The organism is Sulfitobacter aestuariivivens (assembly GCF_014763045.1).
Lineage (GTDB): Bacteria > Pseudomonadota > Alphaproteobacteria > Rhodobacterales > Rhodobacteraceae > Sulfitobacter > Sulfitobacter aestuariivivens.
Genome location: NZ_JACTAG010000001.1, coordinates 1860435 through 1876750, shown reverse-complemented (window position 1 = coordinate 1876750; position 16316 = coordinate 1860435). Strand labels below are relative to the sequence as shown.

Annotated in this window: 13 protein-coding genes; 5 read left to right on the top strand and 8 right to left on the bottom strand. The window is 59.5% G+C overall.

Going from position 1 to position 16316, the window contains the following annotated elements:
- Positions 1 to 52 precede the first annotated feature (52 nt).
- Positions 53 to 1093: a pyridoxal-phosphate dependent enzyme gene (locus H9Q16_RS09265; protein WP_191075018.1), complete on the top strand. Its 1041-nt coding sequence runs from the start codon at positions 53 to 55 to the stop codon at positions 1091 to 1093.
- A gap of 117 nt (positions 1094 to 1210) precedes the next feature.
- Entirely contained in the window at positions 1211 to 1654 is a 444-nt protein-coding gene (locus tag H9Q16_RS09260; RefSeq protein ID WP_191075017.1) for a GFA family protein, read from the top strand.
- Positions 1655 to 1710: 56 nt separating this feature from the next.
- Here H9Q16_RS09260 and H9Q16_RS09255 read toward each other — a convergent pair whose 3' ends face one another.
- The 8 genes from H9Q16_RS09255 to H9Q16_RS09220 form a co-directional block, all read right to left on the bottom strand.
- Complete coding sequence (locus tag H9Q16_RS09255; RefSeq protein ID WP_191075016.1) at positions 1711 to 3225, bottom strand: malonate--CoA ligase; 1515 nt, start codon at positions 3223 to 3225, stop codon at positions 1711 to 1713.
- 228 nt (positions 3226 to 3453) lie between these two features.
- Positions 3454 to 4413 carry an acetamidase/formamidase family protein gene (locus H9Q16_RS09250; RefSeq protein WP_191075015.1) on the bottom strand — a complete coding sequence of 320 codons (960 nt, stop codon included), beginning with the start codon at positions 4411 to 4413 and terminating at the stop codon, positions 3454 to 3456.
- A 41-nt stretch (positions 4414 to 4454) separates the two neighbouring features.
- Positions 4455 to 5342 (bottom strand): branched-chain amino acid ABC transporter permease, encoded by an 888-nt coding sequence (locus H9Q16_RS09245; protein WP_191075014.1) that lies wholly within the window; start codon positions 5340 to 5342, stop codon positions 4455 to 4457.
- Positions 5343 to 5345: 3 nt separating this feature from the next.
- A complete protein-coding gene (locus H9Q16_RS09240) occupies positions 5346 to 6062 on the bottom strand; it encodes an ABC transporter ATP-binding protein (protein ID WP_191075013.1) in 717 nt (238 codons plus the stop codon).
- A 13-nt stretch (positions 6063 to 6075) separates the two neighbouring features.
- Positions 6076 to 7224 (bottom strand): ABC transporter substrate-binding protein, encoded by a 1149-nt coding sequence (locus H9Q16_RS09235; RefSeq protein ID WP_191075012.1) that lies wholly within the window; start codon positions 7222 to 7224, stop codon positions 6076 to 6078.
- An 18-nt stretch (positions 7225 to 7242) separates the two neighbouring features.
- Positions 7243 to 9111, bottom strand: a complete 1869-nt coding sequence (locus H9Q16_RS09230; protein WP_191075011.1) for a branched-chain amino acid ABC transporter ATP-binding protein/permease — start codon at positions 9109 to 9111, stop codon at positions 7243 to 7245.
- A complete protein-coding gene (locus H9Q16_RS09225) occupies positions 9111 to 9755 on the bottom strand; it encodes a cysteine hydrolase family protein (protein ID WP_191075010.1) in 645 nt (214 codons plus the stop codon). The genes H9Q16_RS09230 and H9Q16_RS09225 overlap by 1 nt, the downstream gene beginning before the upstream one ends.
- The gene (locus tag H9Q16_RS09220; RefSeq protein WP_191075009.1) at positions 9752 to 10525 is read right to left on the bottom strand and encodes an N-formylglutamate amidohydrolase; all 774 of its coding nucleotides are present in this window, start codon (positions 10523 to 10525) and stop codon (positions 9752 to 9754) included. Before H9Q16_RS09220 ends, H9Q16_RS09225 begins: the two co-directional genes overlap by 4 nt.
- A gap of 91 nt (positions 10526 to 10616) precedes the next feature.
- Here H9Q16_RS09220 and H9Q16_RS09215 point away from each other — a divergent pair, with 91 nt between their 5' ends.
- The 3 genes from H9Q16_RS09215 to H9Q16_RS09205 are packed head-to-tail and all read left to right on the top strand — an operon-like array spanning position 10617 to position 15747.
- On the top strand, positions 10617 to 11450 hold the full coding sequence (locus H9Q16_RS09215; RefSeq protein ID WP_246455576.1) for a MurR/RpiR family transcriptional regulator: 834 nt from the start codon (positions 10617 to 10619) through the stop codon (positions 11448 to 11450).
- Positions 11447 to 12748: a glutamine synthetase family protein gene (locus H9Q16_RS09210; RefSeq protein ID WP_191075007.1), complete on the top strand. Its 1302-nt coding sequence runs from the start codon at positions 11447 to 11449 to the stop codon at positions 12746 to 12748. Before H9Q16_RS09215 ends, H9Q16_RS09210 begins: the two co-directional genes overlap by 4 nt.
- A 2-nt stretch (positions 12749 to 12750) precedes the next feature.
- Positions 12751 to 15747, top strand: a complete 2997-nt coding sequence (locus H9Q16_RS09205; protein ID WP_191075006.1) for an aminotransferase class III-fold pyridoxal phosphate-dependent enzyme — start codon at positions 12751 to 12753, stop codon at positions 15745 to 15747.
- The last annotated feature ends 569 nt before the right edge of the window (positions 15748 to 16316 follow it).

Here is a 16316-nt window from a genome sequence, read left to right as displayed (position 1 = left end):
ATTTTGGCGCGAAACGCTTGACGGCGCCGTGTCAGCGTTGTCCCGTAGCGCCATGGATATCCTTTACACCACCCGTCCCGTCGCGATTGCAGGGGTCGACGACATTCCGTACCCTTCTGTCGATGCTGCACGGCCAGCAGAGATGCTGAAACGCTGTCCTGCTGCCGCTGAAACGCAGCTGGTCAATTCCCAAGCGATTGCGACAGAGGCAGGCGTTGCCGAGGTCTGGATCAAGGACGAACGCGGCCGTATGGGTCTGGGCAGCTTCAAGGCGCTGGGAGCGGCGTATGTGGTCGCCGATGACGCCGCTGAGGGCCGTATTGCCGGCCGGACCTATGTCGCTGCCAGCGCCGGGAATCACGGCATGTCTGTCGCCGCAGGGGCTCATGCCTTTAGTGCGCGATCCGTAGTCTACATCGCCGAAACCGTGCCCCAGGCCTTTGCGGATCGTCTGACCGCCCAGGGCGCTGAGGTCGTGCGCGAGGGGGAGATGTACGAGGCGTCCATGGCCGCCGCGCAAAAGGCGGCAGAAGACAACGATTGGGCGCTTTTGTCGGACAGTTCCTGGCCCGGATATACCAAGCGGCCTCATCGGCTGATGGAAGGCTACCTTGTGTTGATGGCAGAGGCTGTCGATCAGATGGCCGCGCCGCCGACCCATATCTTTCTGCAGGCAGGCGTTGGCGGTTTGGCCGCTGCCGCTGCCGCCTATGTGCGCGAGGTCTGGGGCGACGCGCCGCGCATTATTGTGGTGGAGCCGGAGGTCGCGCCCGCGCTTCATGGCTCTATCGCAGCAGGCAGCCCGGTCGAAAGTAGCGGACCGGTCAGCGAAATGGGGCGCCTGGATTGCAAAATGCCATCGCTTATCGCGCTCAAAGGGCTGGCGCGCGACGCGGACGCCTTTGCGCTTATCTCTGAAGACGAGGCGCAGGTGGGCGCCGGCACAGCGATGGTTGCTGGGCTGGCGAGCACACCGTCGGGTGCGGCCGGGATATCAGGGCTGCTGGCTATGTCGGGCGATCAAAAGACAGCGCTTGGACTTGATGCGCAGTCACGGGTTTTATGCGTGTTGAGCGAAGGACCTGAAGGGTAGGTGCCGATCACCTGAGCGCTGGGGGCCGCACCTTTGCGTTCCTAGGTGGTCATTGGTTGACGTGCCAAACTGGGTTCTGAGTTTCACTTGTGAGAGTTTTCCAAAGGTGAAACATCTATGGAAAGACGAGAAATGATCTATCATGCGCAGTGTTCTTGCGGCACCGTTCGGATCGAAGCTGAGGGAGAGCCGGTTGTGCAGTGCTATTGCCACTGTAACACCTGTCGAGGCCGCACTGGCAGCCCGATCAACGCGCCAGTTTTATGGCCCAGATCAAAGGTACGGTTCGCAGCAGGCGAAGATAAGCTAAGGCGCTATTCGGACAAGGGGCATCCTGACGGTGGTCTATTCTCGTGCGGCGTCTGCAATGGACTGGTCGGGATTGATTTGGGCGAGGCCGGGCTTTTTGATATATTTGCAGGCCTTTTGTCGGACCTGAAATTCACGCCAACAGTGCATATCAACTACGAAAATACAGTCCTTCCCGTAAAGGATGGTCTGCCGAAGTTAAAAGATATGCCCGCAGAATGGGGAGGCAGCGGAGAATTACTTGCCGAGTAACGGCAGAAACCTCAGACTTTCTGTCAAGGATACCATCGCGCCGATTTGCCTATCGGTTAGCCCGCAAATACCTTTCCGTAGGTCTCGCGCAGAATGTTCTTTTGCACTTTTCCCATCGTATTGCGCGGCAGGGCATCCACCACCACCAGCTTGCGAGGACACTTAAACCGGGCCAACTGCGCCTTTAGCGTACCGCTGATCGCATCCAGATCAAGCGTCGCACCGCTCACGGGAACCACGACGCCCACCGGTGCTTCGCCAAGATCGCCATGTGCTACACCGATCACCGCGCTTTCCAGGACGCCGGGCTGATCGTCGAGCACGGTTTCGACTTCCTTGGGGTAGATGTTGTAGCCCCCGGATATGATCAGATCCTTGCCGCGCCCCACGATCTGGACGTACCCCTGATCGTCGATTAATCCCAGATCGCCGGTGATGAAAAACCCGTCTTCGCGCAATTCGGCAGCGGTCTTGTCAGGCATTTGCCAATATCCCTGAAACACGTTCGGCCCACGTACCTCGATCACGCCAATCTCGCCTTGCGACAGCTCTTCGCCGTTGTCGGGATCACAGATTTTAAGCTCGACACCGGGCAGCGGCATCCCGACGGTACCTGCGCGTCGCGCGCCATCCAGAGGGTTTGAGGTATTCATGTTTGTCTCTGTCATTCCATAGCGTTCAAGAATGCGATGGCCGATGCGGTCTTCGAAACTGCGATGCGTCTCGGCCAGCAGCGGCGCAGAACCAGAGATAAACAGACGCATGTCCTTGGCCAGATCGCGAGTGAAATCGGGGTTATCCAGCAGCCGGGTGTAGTATGTGGGCACACCCATAAGCGCGGTGGCCTTTGGCATGAAGCGGACGAGTTGGTCCACGTCGAGCTTTGGCATCCAGATCATCGGCCCCCCGGCAAGCAGCATGACATTGCATGCCACAAACAGCCCGTGCGTGTGAAAGATCGGCAGCGCGTGCAGCAGCACATCCTTGCTCGTAAAGCCCCAGTGATCTGTCAGCACCTGCGCATTGCTCAGCAGATTGTTCTGGCTCAGCATCGCCCCCTTGGAGCGGCCCGTGGTGCCTGACGTATAAAGAAATGCCGCCAGATCATCGCCAGAACGGTCCACTGTCGCGACGGCGTCGGTCTGCTGCTCGGCCCTGTCGCGCAAGCTGCCTTTGCCGGTCGGGCCCATCGTTTGCAACTGCGCGCCCGCCTTGTCCGCGAAAGCCTGCAATCCGCCGGACTTTTCGGGATCACAGATTAACAATCTTGCGCCAGAGTTGCCGATGAAATAATCGACTTCACTTGGCATATAGGCCGTATTGAGTGGCAGGAACACCAAGCCCCCCTGCACGCACGCGGCATAAAGCGCCAGCGCATCAGGGGACTTTTCGACCTGAACCGCCACGCGGTCACCGGGGGCAAGGCCGAGTTCTTCAAACACGTTCGCATAGCGCGCCGCGACCTTTAGAAAGCCGCCATGGCTGATGATCTGCCCGGTGGGCAAAAGCAAGAACGGTGTGTCCTTGCCAACGTGCCGACCAAACAGGGCATCAAAAAGCGGATTGGGCATGTGGGTCTCCCTGTGATCCCGGTCCTTGATTTTGCGCGATGGGGCGGGTGGCGTAAAGGGCGTCTGGGCGCTGGACTTGCGTGGGCCCACCAAATGCGTGCGGGCGCCCCCGACACATCCGGGCATTCGGGTTGTCTCTCGGCGCGCTCAATTTGAGCTGACGAGGCAACCTCATGACTGTCCAAGCCATAAGAACATACTGCTCGGCGCTGATCGCAAATCTGTCATCTACTCCAGAACTATGCGTGGGAAGTAAAACGAGACGACCCAGTTTGGCATGTCGACGATTTCGGAGATCCTGAGATCGCCACAGGTAGACACCAACATATAAGCATCCGCGGGGGACATGCCGTGCCGCGCAGTCAACAGATCAATCATACCGGCGACCGCATCCCGTGCTCCGCTCATCAAGTCGGGGCCAATGCCGGTCGTGACGTCATACCCCTTGGAGTCCAGATGTGTTGTGACCGGGCCAGGCGTGGTAAAGCGCGGCATTCTGAGGTTGGCCCCTTTCACAAGATCAAGGGTCAGCGTCACGTCCATCGGGCTTTCGATGGCAGTCCCACAGACTTCACCGTCGCCTTGTGCAGCATGCGTGTCACCCACTGAAAAAAGCGCGCCGTCCACCTCCACTGGCAAATAGATATCTGTCCCGGTGGAAAGATCGCGAATATCGAGATTGCCGCCCGTGCACCGTGGCGGCACGATTGAGTGCACGCCGGGCTCTGCCAGAGCAACACCAATGGTGCCGGCAAAGGGCTTGAGCGGGACGCGACCCATCTCCCCCCAGAGAGCAGGTGCCATAGTTGCTGCGTCATAGGTCCAGATCGTCAGGGCCGGATCTTCGAACTGATCGGACAGCAGGCCAAACCCGGGGATATTGGCCGTCCAACCCCAGGCGCTGCCATCGGTCTCGCGCGGTGCAAAGCCTTCAAGCGTGACCTTGAGCGCGTCGCCCGGTTCCGCCCCGTCCACATAGATGGGCCCGGACACTGGGTTGATCTTGCCAAAGTCCAGCGCTGTCACATCTTCCACGGTGCTCTTTGGTCCAAGCTGCCCGGCGGAAGAATCCATGCATTTGAAAAGAAGCGTCGACCCTGGCGCAACGGTCTCGACGGGCGCCAGCGCATTGTCCCAGCCGAAATGGTGCTGCGCGCCGTGGATGGTGTAATCGCAGGTCTTGCACATGGTGCTCTCCTTTAAATTCGGCGGTCGGGCCCAGACTGGTTTCAGGACCGGGCGCTAGTGCGGGCGGGCAACAGGCCATCGGGACGTACCAACAGCACGGCGATCACCGCACTTAGCACGATTGCATCTCGGTACGGCGCAAGTGCGTCGGGCAGAAATGCCTGGGTCAGGACTTCCAGCGTGCCGACCACAAAACCGCCAAGCACCGCGCCGCCGAGACTTCCGAGGCCACCTAGCACGGTCGCGATAAAAGCCTTCAGCACTGGAAAGAAACCCATCATTGGATCAACAGAGCCCCGCTGCGCCGTCCAAATCACGGCGGCGATCCCGGCCAGCAGGCCTGAAATTGCAAAGGCTGCCGCGACCACCCGATTGGCCCGCACGCCCAACATACGCAACATGTCAAAGTCTTCGGCGGCGGCTCGCATTGCCATTCCGATGGCCAGATGACGCAGCACAAAAGTCAGGCAACCAAGCGAGATGATCGTTACCAGGATCGAGGCCGTGGGTGCCACGCCGATGGTCATCCCGCCAATCTGGTAAGACCCCGACCAGGCGGCTGGAAAGGAAATCGGTACGGGCCGTGCCGAGATGCCATTTTGGAAGAATACCTTGAGGATTTCGGAAACCGCGAAACTGGTGATCAAAAGCGAGATTACATCGGCGCCGCGCATCACCCGAAAAGCCGTTCGCTCCATCGCCAATGCCATGACCACGGCTGCCCCAAGTCCGATACACAGGGCGGCGACAGGCGGGAAGCCAAAGACCATTGACAAAAAGATGCCATAGCCGCCGAACGTCATGATATCGCCGTGGGCAAAGTTGATCAGCCCGATGATCGAAAAGACAATGGCCAGGCCCAGTGCGAGCATCGCGTAGATGCCGCCTAGACTAAGTGCGTTGATGAGTTGTTGTAGAAGTTGATCCATCTCTCATGCCGCCAGATATGCTGATTTCAAAAGGGTATCGCCTGCCAGATCCGCCGGCGTGCCCTGGCCCGCGATCTCGCCATTTGCCATAACGACTGCATGGCTGGCGACTTCGAGCGCCAGCGCCGCGTTTTGCTCGACCAGCAGGATGGAGATCCCCTCCCGTTGCAGCTCTTCGATGATGGAAAAGATGGTGTCGACCATCTGAGGGGCCAGCCCCAGCGATGGCTCGTCCATCAGCAGAAGTTTCGGCGCGCCCATCAATGCACGGGCAACGGCAAGCATTTGCTGTTCGCCCCCCGACAAAAGGCCGGCAAGCTGGCGGCGGCGCTCTCCCAGAATGGGGAAACGCTGCATCATCTCATCGCGGCGGGCGGCAGCGACCGGTGCCGGGGCCAGTGCGGTGCCCGCCACGATCAGGTTTTCCTCGACCGACAGCGAGGCAAAGACCCGGCGCCCTTCGGGACAGATGCCAACGCCCGAGCGCACAATGGCGTCGGGCGCGGATTTGGTGGTGGGTTGACCAAAAAGCGATACGCGCCCCGATGCCACCGGCACGACACCGGCAATGGCCATCAGCGTGCTGGATTTGCCCGCACCATTGGCGCCCAGCAGCGCCGTGATGCCACCACGGGCGACGTCGAAACTTATGCCGCGCACCGCCCTGACAGGGCCATAACGAACATCAAGCGCTTCGACGTCGAGAACCGTATCGCTCATCTTGGTCAACGGATCAGGGCTTTGGCAGGGTTTCAGGATCCGCCATCTGGCGCAGGACAAATTCCTTTCCGCCATCCGCCGTGATCCGCGCCACGACGACGTCGCGCAGTGGCATGCGGTCGGTACCCTTGAAGGTGAAGTTTGACATGGTTCCTTCGCCATTCTCGATCTCTGCCATGGCAGCACTTACGGCTGCCGGGTCAGTGGTGCCTGCGGCGGCAACAGCCTGTTCGATCATGTCCGCGATGTCACATCCGTTGACATAGTAATTGTTGTCAGGCGTCGTGCCGGTTGCTGCCTCGAACCGCGCGATGAAATCAGCATACTTGGAGCCGTCCTCAGGATAGCCACCCGAGGTGTGCACGACACCATCGACGACATCCCCCAGACCGCGCACAGTTGGCGTGTCCAGCACATCACCACCCATCACCTGAGTGTCGACACCCGCACCGCGTAGCGCGCGGATGAAAGCAGGAAAATCAGGTTCCCAGGCCCAGGTGACAATGACATCGGGCGCTGTTTCTGCGTTCTGGATGTTGGTAACGATCGCTGAAAAGTCTGGCTGGTTGAGGTTGAAGGTACTTTCGCCCACAACCGCGCCGCCAAGTGACTCAAAGACCTCACCGAAATAGCGCGGACCGCCCAGCGTATAGGCGCTGTCGGGTGATGTCAGAAGCCACGCTTTCTCGAACCCCTGATCTTTCGCATAGGCCGCAAGCACCGCGCCCTGTTGGTTGTCCCCTGGATAGCTGCCAAAGACGTGGGAACCCACCTGGGTCAGCACCGGCGCAGTGCCGGCAAATGTCATCGTGGGAACCATGTCGGCCGCCGTGATCTGTGCGGCGGCAATGGTCGGGTCCGCGTCAGCGGAGGAGACGATAAATTGCGCGCCCTGATCCAGCATTTCCTGCACCACCTGTACACCAAAGGCGATGTCGGATCGTGTGTCCTTGACGATTAGCTTGACGGGTGTGGTGCCGTTCAGCCCGCCATTGGCCATTTTTTCGTCCATGCAGAATTTGAATCCGGCATATGCGGGGCCGTCATAGGGGGCCAGATAGCCTGATTGGGCTGACATCACGCCGATAACGTATTCTTCGGCAAGACTGGCAGTGCCGATTGCCGCAATGGCTGTGCCGAGTAAGAGTGACTTCAGTTTCATGTGGTTTCCTTTCTGGTTTCAGTTGGCGAGGACTTGATCTTGGGTTGATGATGCATCGGCGGCGCGGGCCACGCGTCCACGGCCGATGTAGGCTTCGATAACTTCCGGGTTGGCGCGCACCTCTTCTGGCGTGCCTTCAGCAATCTTCTGACCCCGATTCATCACGACGATGTGGCTGCACAGGCGATTCACAAAGCGCAGATCATGGTCGATCAGCAGAATGCCGATGTTGCGGTCTTGGCGAATGCGGATCAGCCTGTCAGCCAGATCATCCGTCTCTGCCGGGTTCATGCCGGCGGCGGGTTCATCAAGCAGTAGAATGGCAGGGTCCTGAGCAAGAGCACGAGCGATTTCTAGGCGCTTGCGCGCACCATACGGCAGGTTGTCCGCGCGCATCGCAGCGATGCCGCCAAGGTCAAAGGCCTTCAATTCGCGCAGGGCGACGGCATTGGCATTTTTGCGCCCATAGCCGGCGGCCAGTGCCGCGACCAGTACGTTTTCAAACGCCGTCAGACCCGAGAACAGTCGCAGGTTCTGAAAGCTGCGTGCGACCCGGTGTTCGATGATGCGGTGACGAAGAAGTCCGGTCAGGTGCACACCGTCGATTTCAGCGGTGCCGGTATCGGCCGCGTATTGGCCGGTAATTAGATTCACAAACGTCGATTTGCCTGCGCCATTTGGGCCGATCAACCCGGTGATACGGCCTGCGGGTACATCGAAACTGACATCCGTGACGGCTTTGACCCCGGCAAATGATCGCGACAAACCCCGCGCTTTGAGAATTTCGGTGGTGACGGGGCGCGGCGTGGGTGTCACTGGAACCGTGGGCTTGATGCGGTCAAGCAGTCGTGCACCCGCGCCGGGACCCAGTTCGAACCCACCAACAAGACCTTGCGGGCGCAGCCAGATGACCAGAAGGATGGCAATGCCCAGTGATACGGTCGTCAGGCCAAAGACTTCAGGCAAGGTTACACCGACCACGGTAATGCCGCCTTCAAGGTTTCGCACGGTGTTCTGCAAAATCGTGACGGCAACAACGCCCACGACGGCACCTCCCACCGAACTCATCCCGCCTACGATCATCATCACAACCTGGGCGAAGACGAGGCCGAGATAAAATGACGCGGGGGAAAACGCGCCCAGAATGTGCCCGTAAAGCGCACCTGCCAGCGTGGCGAGTGTCCCCGACAGGGTCCAGGCCACCAGCCGTGCGCGGCGCGGATAGATGCCAAGCGCCGAGGCCGCGTCTTCGTCATCGCGCGCGGCGCGTACGAACAGCCCCCAGCGACTTTCCCGGTAAAGACGAGCGACGATGACGACGCCGATCGCGGCCAACAACACGAATGTGAGGTCGGTGATCCGGGGTACGCCGTAAAAAGTCTGGCTGCCGCGCGTGAATTCCCGAGCAGAGATGGCGATACTGTGCACAATGATCAAAAGACCCAACGTCGCGATTGCTGCCGAAGCTCCCTGAAGCCGCGAGATCGCGCTGCCCGTCAGCAGAGCAAAGCACAGGCCGACAAGAAGCACCAGCGGCAGGGCCCCCAGCACCGACAGCTCATACCCCGAAAGCCAGCCCGGCAGTTCCGGCAGGGCGCTGCGTTGTAATCCGGCTGGCATTGTCAGAATGCCCGATGCATAGGCTCCCAGTGCCATGAAGGCCCCATGCCCGAATGACACAATGCCGGTATTGCCACAAAAGACCGCCAATGCGACCACCGCCGCTACATTGACGCACATCAAGAGGGCAATCCGTTCGCCCGTGCGCCCAAAGACAAGCGTGAGAACCGCAACGGTTCCGATCAGAACGCCGAGAGCCGCCAATGTGCGCAGCCAATTCGCCGCGCGCAGCCGGGCGGGATGGGCGTAGAGAGCGACCTCTGACATCAGTCCGGCGATCCAAGTTCGGCAACCAGTTCGGCAGTGGTTACCTGACGACAATAGCCCCTGATCGCGCTTAGTGAATTGTCGTGGCGCTGCTGCGAATAGGTCAGGCAGGCATCGGTCACCTGAGTGACCAGATAGCCCAGATCACAGGCATCCCGAATTGCGCTTTCGACGCATTGGTCGGTGATCAAACCGCTCATGACCACCTGGCGCACACCAAGGTTGCGCAGGATATAATCGATATGGGTCGAGACAAAGACCGAGGACGAGGATTTGGGTAACACGATCTCGTCGCCCTGCGGGGCGATGCGGTCGATAACCTTGCCGTCCCAACTGCCCTTGGGCACGTTGAAACCCGTGATCTTGTAATCAAGAGAACGGTCCCGACCGTCAAGCGTGAGGCTTTCGATGGTGGTATACATCACCTCGACCCCTGCCGCGCGCGCCGCTTTCTGGATGGCCTGCATATTGGGCACGATGCGGTTGTCCAATTGGCTGAAGTACCAGCCGTATTTTTCTTCAACGACTTCTGGGGCGAGATCCTTGAACTCCGCCCCATCGCGTTCGGCCGAGAAGTTCTGAACATCGATGAACAATAAAGCCGATTGGGCTGGGTCAAGCGGTATGTCGCGGGTGAGGGTCATTTTTTTGCCTCCTGCATGACGGCTGTAATCGCCTCAGCAACCCAATCGGCCCATTGCGTAACTCCTTCGGGTGAGGAGATCAGGTCATTGCGGATTTCGATCAGGCAATGGGCCGCACCGCTGGGCTCTGCGTGGCGGGGGATGAACCAATCGGTTTCATCGTCGATCCGGTAAGGTTCGTTGACCGCCATCAATAAGTCGGGCTGTCGGGAGGCAATGACCTTCATCAGGGTCTCAGCGGAACGTGTATCGCACCGACTGAGAAAACCCGCGTGCCAAGGGCGCGGCACGCCACCCAGAACAGGTGTGAAGGAATGAATGGAGAAACAGCCCCGCGGTTTCAGACGATGGACAAGGTCAGTAATGACCGCATCCAGCGGTGCAAAGATTTCCTTTGCGCGTTGTCGCTGCTCTGCGGGTGTGATTCCGACATTTCCAGGAATGGTCACCCCATCGACTTCCGCTGGCACGGCATGCGCACCATCCGGAGGACGGTTCGCATCAATCACCAGTCGACTGTAATTCTGGATGACCAATGGCGCGCTTAACCGTGCGGCGACTTCGCGGGCCACGGCCAGAGCCCCGATATCCCAGCCGCGATGACTGTCGATGACGTGTTGGGGCAGGCCCAACCGGTTCAGACACTGCGGAATCGATTGTCCGGCGTGTTCGCACAACAACAAGAGTGGTGCCCGAGATTGTTCGTTCACGATGGTAACTGGTTCAGGGTCAGTTTGGCGCAGAATCGCAGGGTTTTCGGCAAGCGTCATGATTTAAGCTTTGGAAAATAAGTTTTCGCTGTCAACAAATTTTTATTGACTGAAAATTCATTTTCATCATTCTGATTAAATGACAGTCAGAATGACCATTGGTGCCGTCTCCGACAGCCTGACCCAATCCGAGCGCAAGCTGGCGGCGACACTTTTGTCAAACTATCCCTTTTCAGGGTTACTCAACATACAAGAGCTGGCCGAAGAGGCGGGTGTCTCCACTGCGTCCATTTCGCGCTTTACGACCAAGTTGGGGTTGGATGGCTACGCTGACATGCAGCGCAAGCTGGTCGATGAGTTGCGCCGGGGCGATCTGTCTCCTGTCGATCTGCACGCCAGAAGCACGCGAATCAAGGGCAGTTTTCTGGCAGGTTTCCTTGCACGCGCCGCAGCACAGATTGAATCGGCCGATGATGCCATAACAGATGGCCAGTTTGATCGGATCACGGCCCTCATGTCAGACCAGCGCAGGCAGGTCTTTGCGTTGGGTGGCAGGATCAGTGACACCATTGCACGGCATCTGACCTTTCACCTTGCCCAGTCCCGGGAAGGTGTCGAGCACATGTCTCGCGATATAGAATCATGGCCTGGTCATTTACTGAGGATGAGGCCCGGAGACGTGGTTTTTTTGGTTGATTTTCGCCGTTACGAACCTTCCCTCGAGAGGTTGGCGCGAGCAATGGCAACAAAACGGGTCAAGATCGTCTTGCTGACAGACAGCTGGATTTCCCCGGTCAAACGCAACGCAGCAGAGGTGCTTGCCGTACCAATCGAAACAGGTACGGTCTGGGACAGCTATGCTGCCGCCCTTGCCATTGTTGAGGCCCTTGTCGCCCGGATCGCGGAGTTGACATGGGACGAGACAAGCGAACGCATTGAATTGTGGGATGCAACCCGCGCCCTGACTACGGAGACGACGACATGACTGATCTGATTTTTGCTGCGACCTGCGATCTGGCGGGCAAGGTTCGGGGCAAGGCCTTCCCAGCTGATCAGCTCGACAAACGGCTGAAGCGCGGCGTGGGGTGGACGCCGACGAACGTGCAGATCACCTGTTTTGACGCCATCGCCGAAAGCCCCTTTGGCGCATTGGGTGACCTGTTGTTGATCCCGGACAGCGAGGCAGGTGTTACCGCAGCATTCGAGGGTGGCACGGAACGCTTCATGCTTGGGGATATTGTTACGCTTGAAGGGGACCCATGGGAGTTGTGCACGCGCTCTCTTTTACGTGGGGCGTTGGATCGGCTGCAGCGTGTCGGGGGCGTGTCTCTGCTGGCGGCATTCGAGCACGAGTTTCAGCTGATCGACGGCAACGATTTGCCGAACGAGGCCTATACCCTCCAGGGGTTTGAGGCGCAGCGCGGGTTATGTGAGGCGCTGATGGCCCATCTCGCAGGGGCGGGGCTGAGCCCGGACAGCATCATGAAAGAATATGGCCCCAATCAATACGAAGTTGTCATCGGGCCCGAGGAAGGTGTGCGTGCTGCAGATGCTGCTGTCATCGTTCGCGAATTGACCCGCGCCACCGCGCGTCATGCAAACCAGCATGCGACCTTTGCGCCGATCCTCGATTCGGCCAGCGTCGGTAATGGCGTGCATGTTCACATGAGCTTTCTCAATGCGGACGGCGAGCCTGCAACCTATGACGCAGATGGCCCCTGCGGCATGTCGGAAGTGACGGCAGCCTTCTCTGCCGGTGTTTTGAAATACCTCGATAGTATCCTTGCCCTGACTGCGCCTTCCGTCGTCTCATATCTGCGGTTGATCCCGCATCGCTGGTCTGCTGCCTACAACAACCTTGGCTTCCGCGACCGCGAAGCATCTCTGCGGGTCTGCCCGATCACTGCCAAAGACCCCATAAGTATCGCGCGTCAATTCAACATCGAATACCGCGCAGCAGATGCCGCAGCCTCCCCGCATCTGGCGCTGGCGGCGATCGTACACGCCGGATGCCAGGGCATCGAAGAGGGGCTCACGCCGCCCGAGCCGACCGAAGAAGACCTGTCGCTGCTCTCTCCTGACGATCTGGAGGCTCGCGGTTTTGTACGTCTGCCAGAAATGCTGGAGACCGCGCTGGACCTGTTCGAGGCAAACGATATCGTGCGGGGCTGGTTCCCTGATGTCTTTGCGCCAGTATATCTTGCACACAAGCGGGCAGAAATTGCCCATGTGATCGAAATGGACATCGTTGAGCGTTGCGCAGCCTACAGCCAAACGTATTGACCATGGACCACTGGAAAGAGGTCCTGCGCCGTCACTGGGGCATCACAGCCGAACTGACGCAATTGGATGGCGAATTTGACCTGAACTTTCTGGTAGAGACGGCAACAGGCGCGGGGTTTGTTCTCAAGGCAATGCGACCCGATTGTCCCGCGTGGCTGGTCGAGATGCAGATCGGGGCGATGACCCATATCGCCGCCCGTGATCCTGACGTGCCAGTTCCGCGGGTGATTACCTCACTAAACGGTGAAGATGTTCTGACCCTGAAGGACGAAACCGGTGCTGCGCGGCTGGTCTGGCTGATCGCGCGCCTACCGGGGCGCGTTTATGCACAGGTGACACCCAAAACCGTGTCACTCATGCGGCAACTGGGCGTGGCTTTGGGCCGCACGGCCCGGGCGATGGCAGACTTTTCCCATGCTCGGCTGGAACGCGACTTCAAATGGGACCTGATGCGCGCGCATTGGATTGCCGGGCATCTTGATGCGTTCGCTGATCCGCAACGCAAGACTTTGCTGGAATCCGATCTTGCGGCCTTTGAGGCGATCAGACCAGTGTTAGACGCCTTACCCAAACAGGCGATTCACAATGACGCCAACGATTACAACATCCTCGTTGCGGGGGACCCGGGGGATTTGCGGGTAACAGGCCTCATCGACTTTGGTGATATGTGCACGGGTCCGCGCATCTGCGATCTGGCCATCGCGGCGGCCTATGTTGTACTTGACCAACCGCAACCTGACCGCACGCTCCAAGCGCTGGTGGCGGGATATCATGCGGTCTTCCCTCTGACCGGGCCGGAGCTTGACCTCTTGTGGCCTTTGGTCCGTGCGCGACTGGCTGTAAGCGTGGTGAACTCTCAGCTGATGTCGCTTGAGACGCCGGACGACCCCTATGTCGTCATCTCGCAGGCCCCGGCGTGGAGATTCCTTGAAGGATTTCCGGCGATCCCTGATCTGTTGTCCGCGCGCCTGCGCGCGGCTTGTGGTCATCCGGTGAGCGATGCGGCCGGGCGTGCTCTTGATTGGCTCGAGACCGCGCGGGGTGGCTTTGCCCCGATCCTTGGTGTCGACATCAGCGATGCGCCCCTGCGCGCACTGTCGGTCGAGGCAAGCGCCTGCCCGCAGGACCCCTTTGACATGACCGCAGCCGAGGCGGCGCTACTTGGTGAAGAGAGCGGCGCGGCTGAAGAAATCTGGCTGGGATATTATCTGGAACCGCGCTTGATCTACACCGCGCCCGCCTTCCGACTTGGCCCGTGGAAGGCCAGCAACAGACGCACGGTACATCTTGCAGTCGATGTCTTCGCCCCGGCAGGTACGGCGCTTCATGCGCCGCTGGACGGCGAAATAGCGGCCATCGAGAACCGCACTGGCAATCTGGACTATGGCGGCGTCATCGTGCTGCGCCACGTGACACCCGATGGCGATGCGTTCCATACACTTTACGGTCACCTTGATCCGGCCTGCCTCGATACCTTGAAACCGGGTGACAAAGTCAAGCGCGGCGCGGTGTTTTGCCACTTGGGCGATCGGCATCAAAACGGCGGTTGGGCGCCGCATCTGCACCTGCAACTGGCCCTAACCATTGATGGGATCGGCGACGATTGGCCGGGGGTCTGCGATCCCGATGATATCGCACTTTGGGAGGCTGTCTGCCCCAATCCTGCGGCCCTATTGAACCTGCCGGACGCCAGTGTGCGCTATGCGCCGACGGACCGCACCACCGTGCTGGAGAAACGCCGCGCGCATTTTGGCGGCAACCTCAGCCTGACCTACGCCGAGCCGGTGATGCTGGTACGCGGCTGGAAGCATTACCTTTTCGACGAATGGGGCCGGCCGTACCTCGACGCCTACAACAACGTGCCGCATGTGGGGCACGCCCACCCGCGCATTCAGGCCGTGGCCGCCGATCAGCTGCGTCGGGTCAACACCAACACGCGGTATCTGCATCCCGCGCAAACCGCCTTTGCCGACGCCCTCCTGTCCCGGCTGCCCGGACATCTGGAGGTCTGCTTTTTCGTAAATTCCGGGTCAGAGGCGAACGAACTGGCGCTGCGGCTGGCGCGGGCCCACACCGGCGCAAAGGGTATGGTCACCCCCGACCACGGCTATCACGGCAACACCACCGGTGCCGTCGCCATTTCGGCCTACAAGTTCAACAAACCGGGTGGCGTGGGCAAGACGGACTGGGTCGAACTGGTCGAGGTGGCAGATGACTATCGCGGGTCCTTCCGGCGGGATGATCCTGACCGGGCCCGGAAGTACGCCGATCTGGTCGATCCTGCCATTGCAGCGCTGACTCTCCGGGAGCAGGGCGTGGCGGGTTTCATCGCTGAAACATTCCCGTCAGTCGGGGGCCAGATCATTCCGCCGACGGGGTATTTGCCTGCAGTCTATGACAAGATCCGCGCGGCAGGTGGCATTTGCATCGCGGACGAGGTTCAGACAGGACTGGGCCGGTTGGGCAAACACTACTTCGGTTTCGAACAGCAAGGCGCCAGTCCCGATGTGGTGGTGCTGGGAAAACCAATCGGCAATGGCCATCCAATAGGCGTCGTGATCACCACGCGCGAAATCGCCGAGAGTTTCGACAATGGGATCGAGTTCTTTTCGACATTCGGCGGCTCGACCTTGTCTTGCAGGATCGGCAGTGAGGTGCTGCAGATCATCGAGGATGAAGGCCTGCAAGAGAACGCCCAGCGCGCTGGCGCGCAACTATTGCAGGGGCTGCGCGCCCTTGAATTGCAATACGATTGCATCGGAGACGTGCGCGGCATGGGTCTGTTCATTGGCGTTGAACTTGTCCGGTCGGACGGATCGGAGGCGACCGAACTCTGCACGTTTGTCAAGAACCGGATGCGCGATCGGCGCATCCTGATCGGCAGCGAGGGTCCTTACGACAATATCCTGAAAATCCGCCCTCCGTTGACCATTGGTTCAGACGACATCGACATGATTGTGACAACGCTTGATGGTGTGCTGGCCGAGGCCGCGCAATAGCATCCGTCCAAGTGCCGCGGCTCTGCAAACCACGCCTGTCCATGACTGGCACGCTCGAAGGGGCCCGACGCGCCCTCACGCAACGCTCGTTTCCATTGGGGGGTTATCGTCGGGTGAGTCCTAAACCGACATTCGCCTGGGATACGGGATGATGTTGTCTCTGCTTCGACATCCCTGATCTCCTTCGTGTTCAGGATCAGCGACCAACAAATCGAACCTTCCGCCAGTGCCCGACTTTTGGGAGGTAGCTCAGCGTGCGGACGATCCCGGCTAAGTTGTGGTAGTTCTTTGATGGACGAAAGCGGATCAAATCGTCCACAGGCACCAGTGAATCGCAATTGAACACTCTGGCCGATCTGCGTGCCAAACCTGATGGCAGCAAACTGATCCGAGGGATGTCGTCAGGGGGGCAATCGAATTGATTGCGGATGCTGACGAAGTGCAATGCATAGCAGGCAAAGGCGATGTTGAAGGGCTGATGATGTCTTCCAAGCGCATGGACTATGGCGACGATCCTGAGAGGGGCCCTGGGCGCGGGTCTCAACCTTCGATTCCGGATGTGGGGGCGG

Coding starts and splice junctions, on each gene's coding strand:
- H9Q16_RS09265 (WP_191075018.1), top strand. CDS start 53: ATGGATATCCTTTACACCACCCGTCCCGTCGCGATTGCAGGGGTCGAC.
- H9Q16_RS09260 (WP_191075017.1), top strand. CDS start 1,211: ATGGAAAGACGAGAAATGATCTATCATGCGCAGTGTTCTTGCGGCACC.
- H9Q16_RS09255 (WP_191075016.1), bottom strand. CDS start 3,225: ATGCCCAATCCGCTTTTTGATGCCCTGTTTGGTCGGCACGTTGGCAAG.
- H9Q16_RS09250 (WP_191075015.1), bottom strand. CDS start 4,413: ATGTGCAAGACCTGCGATTACACCATCCACGGCGCGCAGCACCATTTC.
- H9Q16_RS09245 (WP_191075014.1), bottom strand. CDS start 5,342: ATGGATCAACTTCTACAACAACTCATCAACGCACTTAGTCTAGGCGGC.
- H9Q16_RS09240 (WP_191075013.1), bottom strand. CDS start 6,062: ATGAGCGATACGGTTCTCGACGTCGAAGCGCTTGATGTTCGTTATGGC.
- H9Q16_RS09235 (WP_191075012.1), bottom strand. CDS start 7,224: ATGAAACTGAAGTCACTCTTACTCGGCACAGCCATTGCGGCAATCGGC.
- H9Q16_RS09230 (WP_191075011.1), bottom strand. CDS start 9,111: ATGTCAGAGGTCGCTCTCTACGCCCATCCCGCCCGGCTGCGCGCGGCG.
- H9Q16_RS09225 (WP_191075010.1), bottom strand. CDS start 9,755: ATGACCCTCACCCGCGACATACCGCTTGACCCAGCCCAATCGGCTTTA.
- H9Q16_RS09220 (WP_191075009.1), bottom strand. CDS start 10,525: ATGACGCTTGCCGAAAACCCTGCGATTCTGCGCCAAACTGACCCTGAA.
- H9Q16_RS09215 (WP_246455576.1), top strand. CDS start 10,617: ATGACCATTGGTGCCGTCTCCGACAGCCTGACCCAATCCGAGCGCAAG.
- H9Q16_RS09210 (WP_191075007.1), top strand. CDS start 11,447: ATGACTGATCTGATTTTTGCTGCGACCTGCGATCTGGCGGGCAAGGTT.
- H9Q16_RS09205 (WP_191075006.1), top strand. CDS start 12,751: ATGGACCACTGGAAAGAGGTCCTGCGCCGTCACTGGGGCATCACAGCC.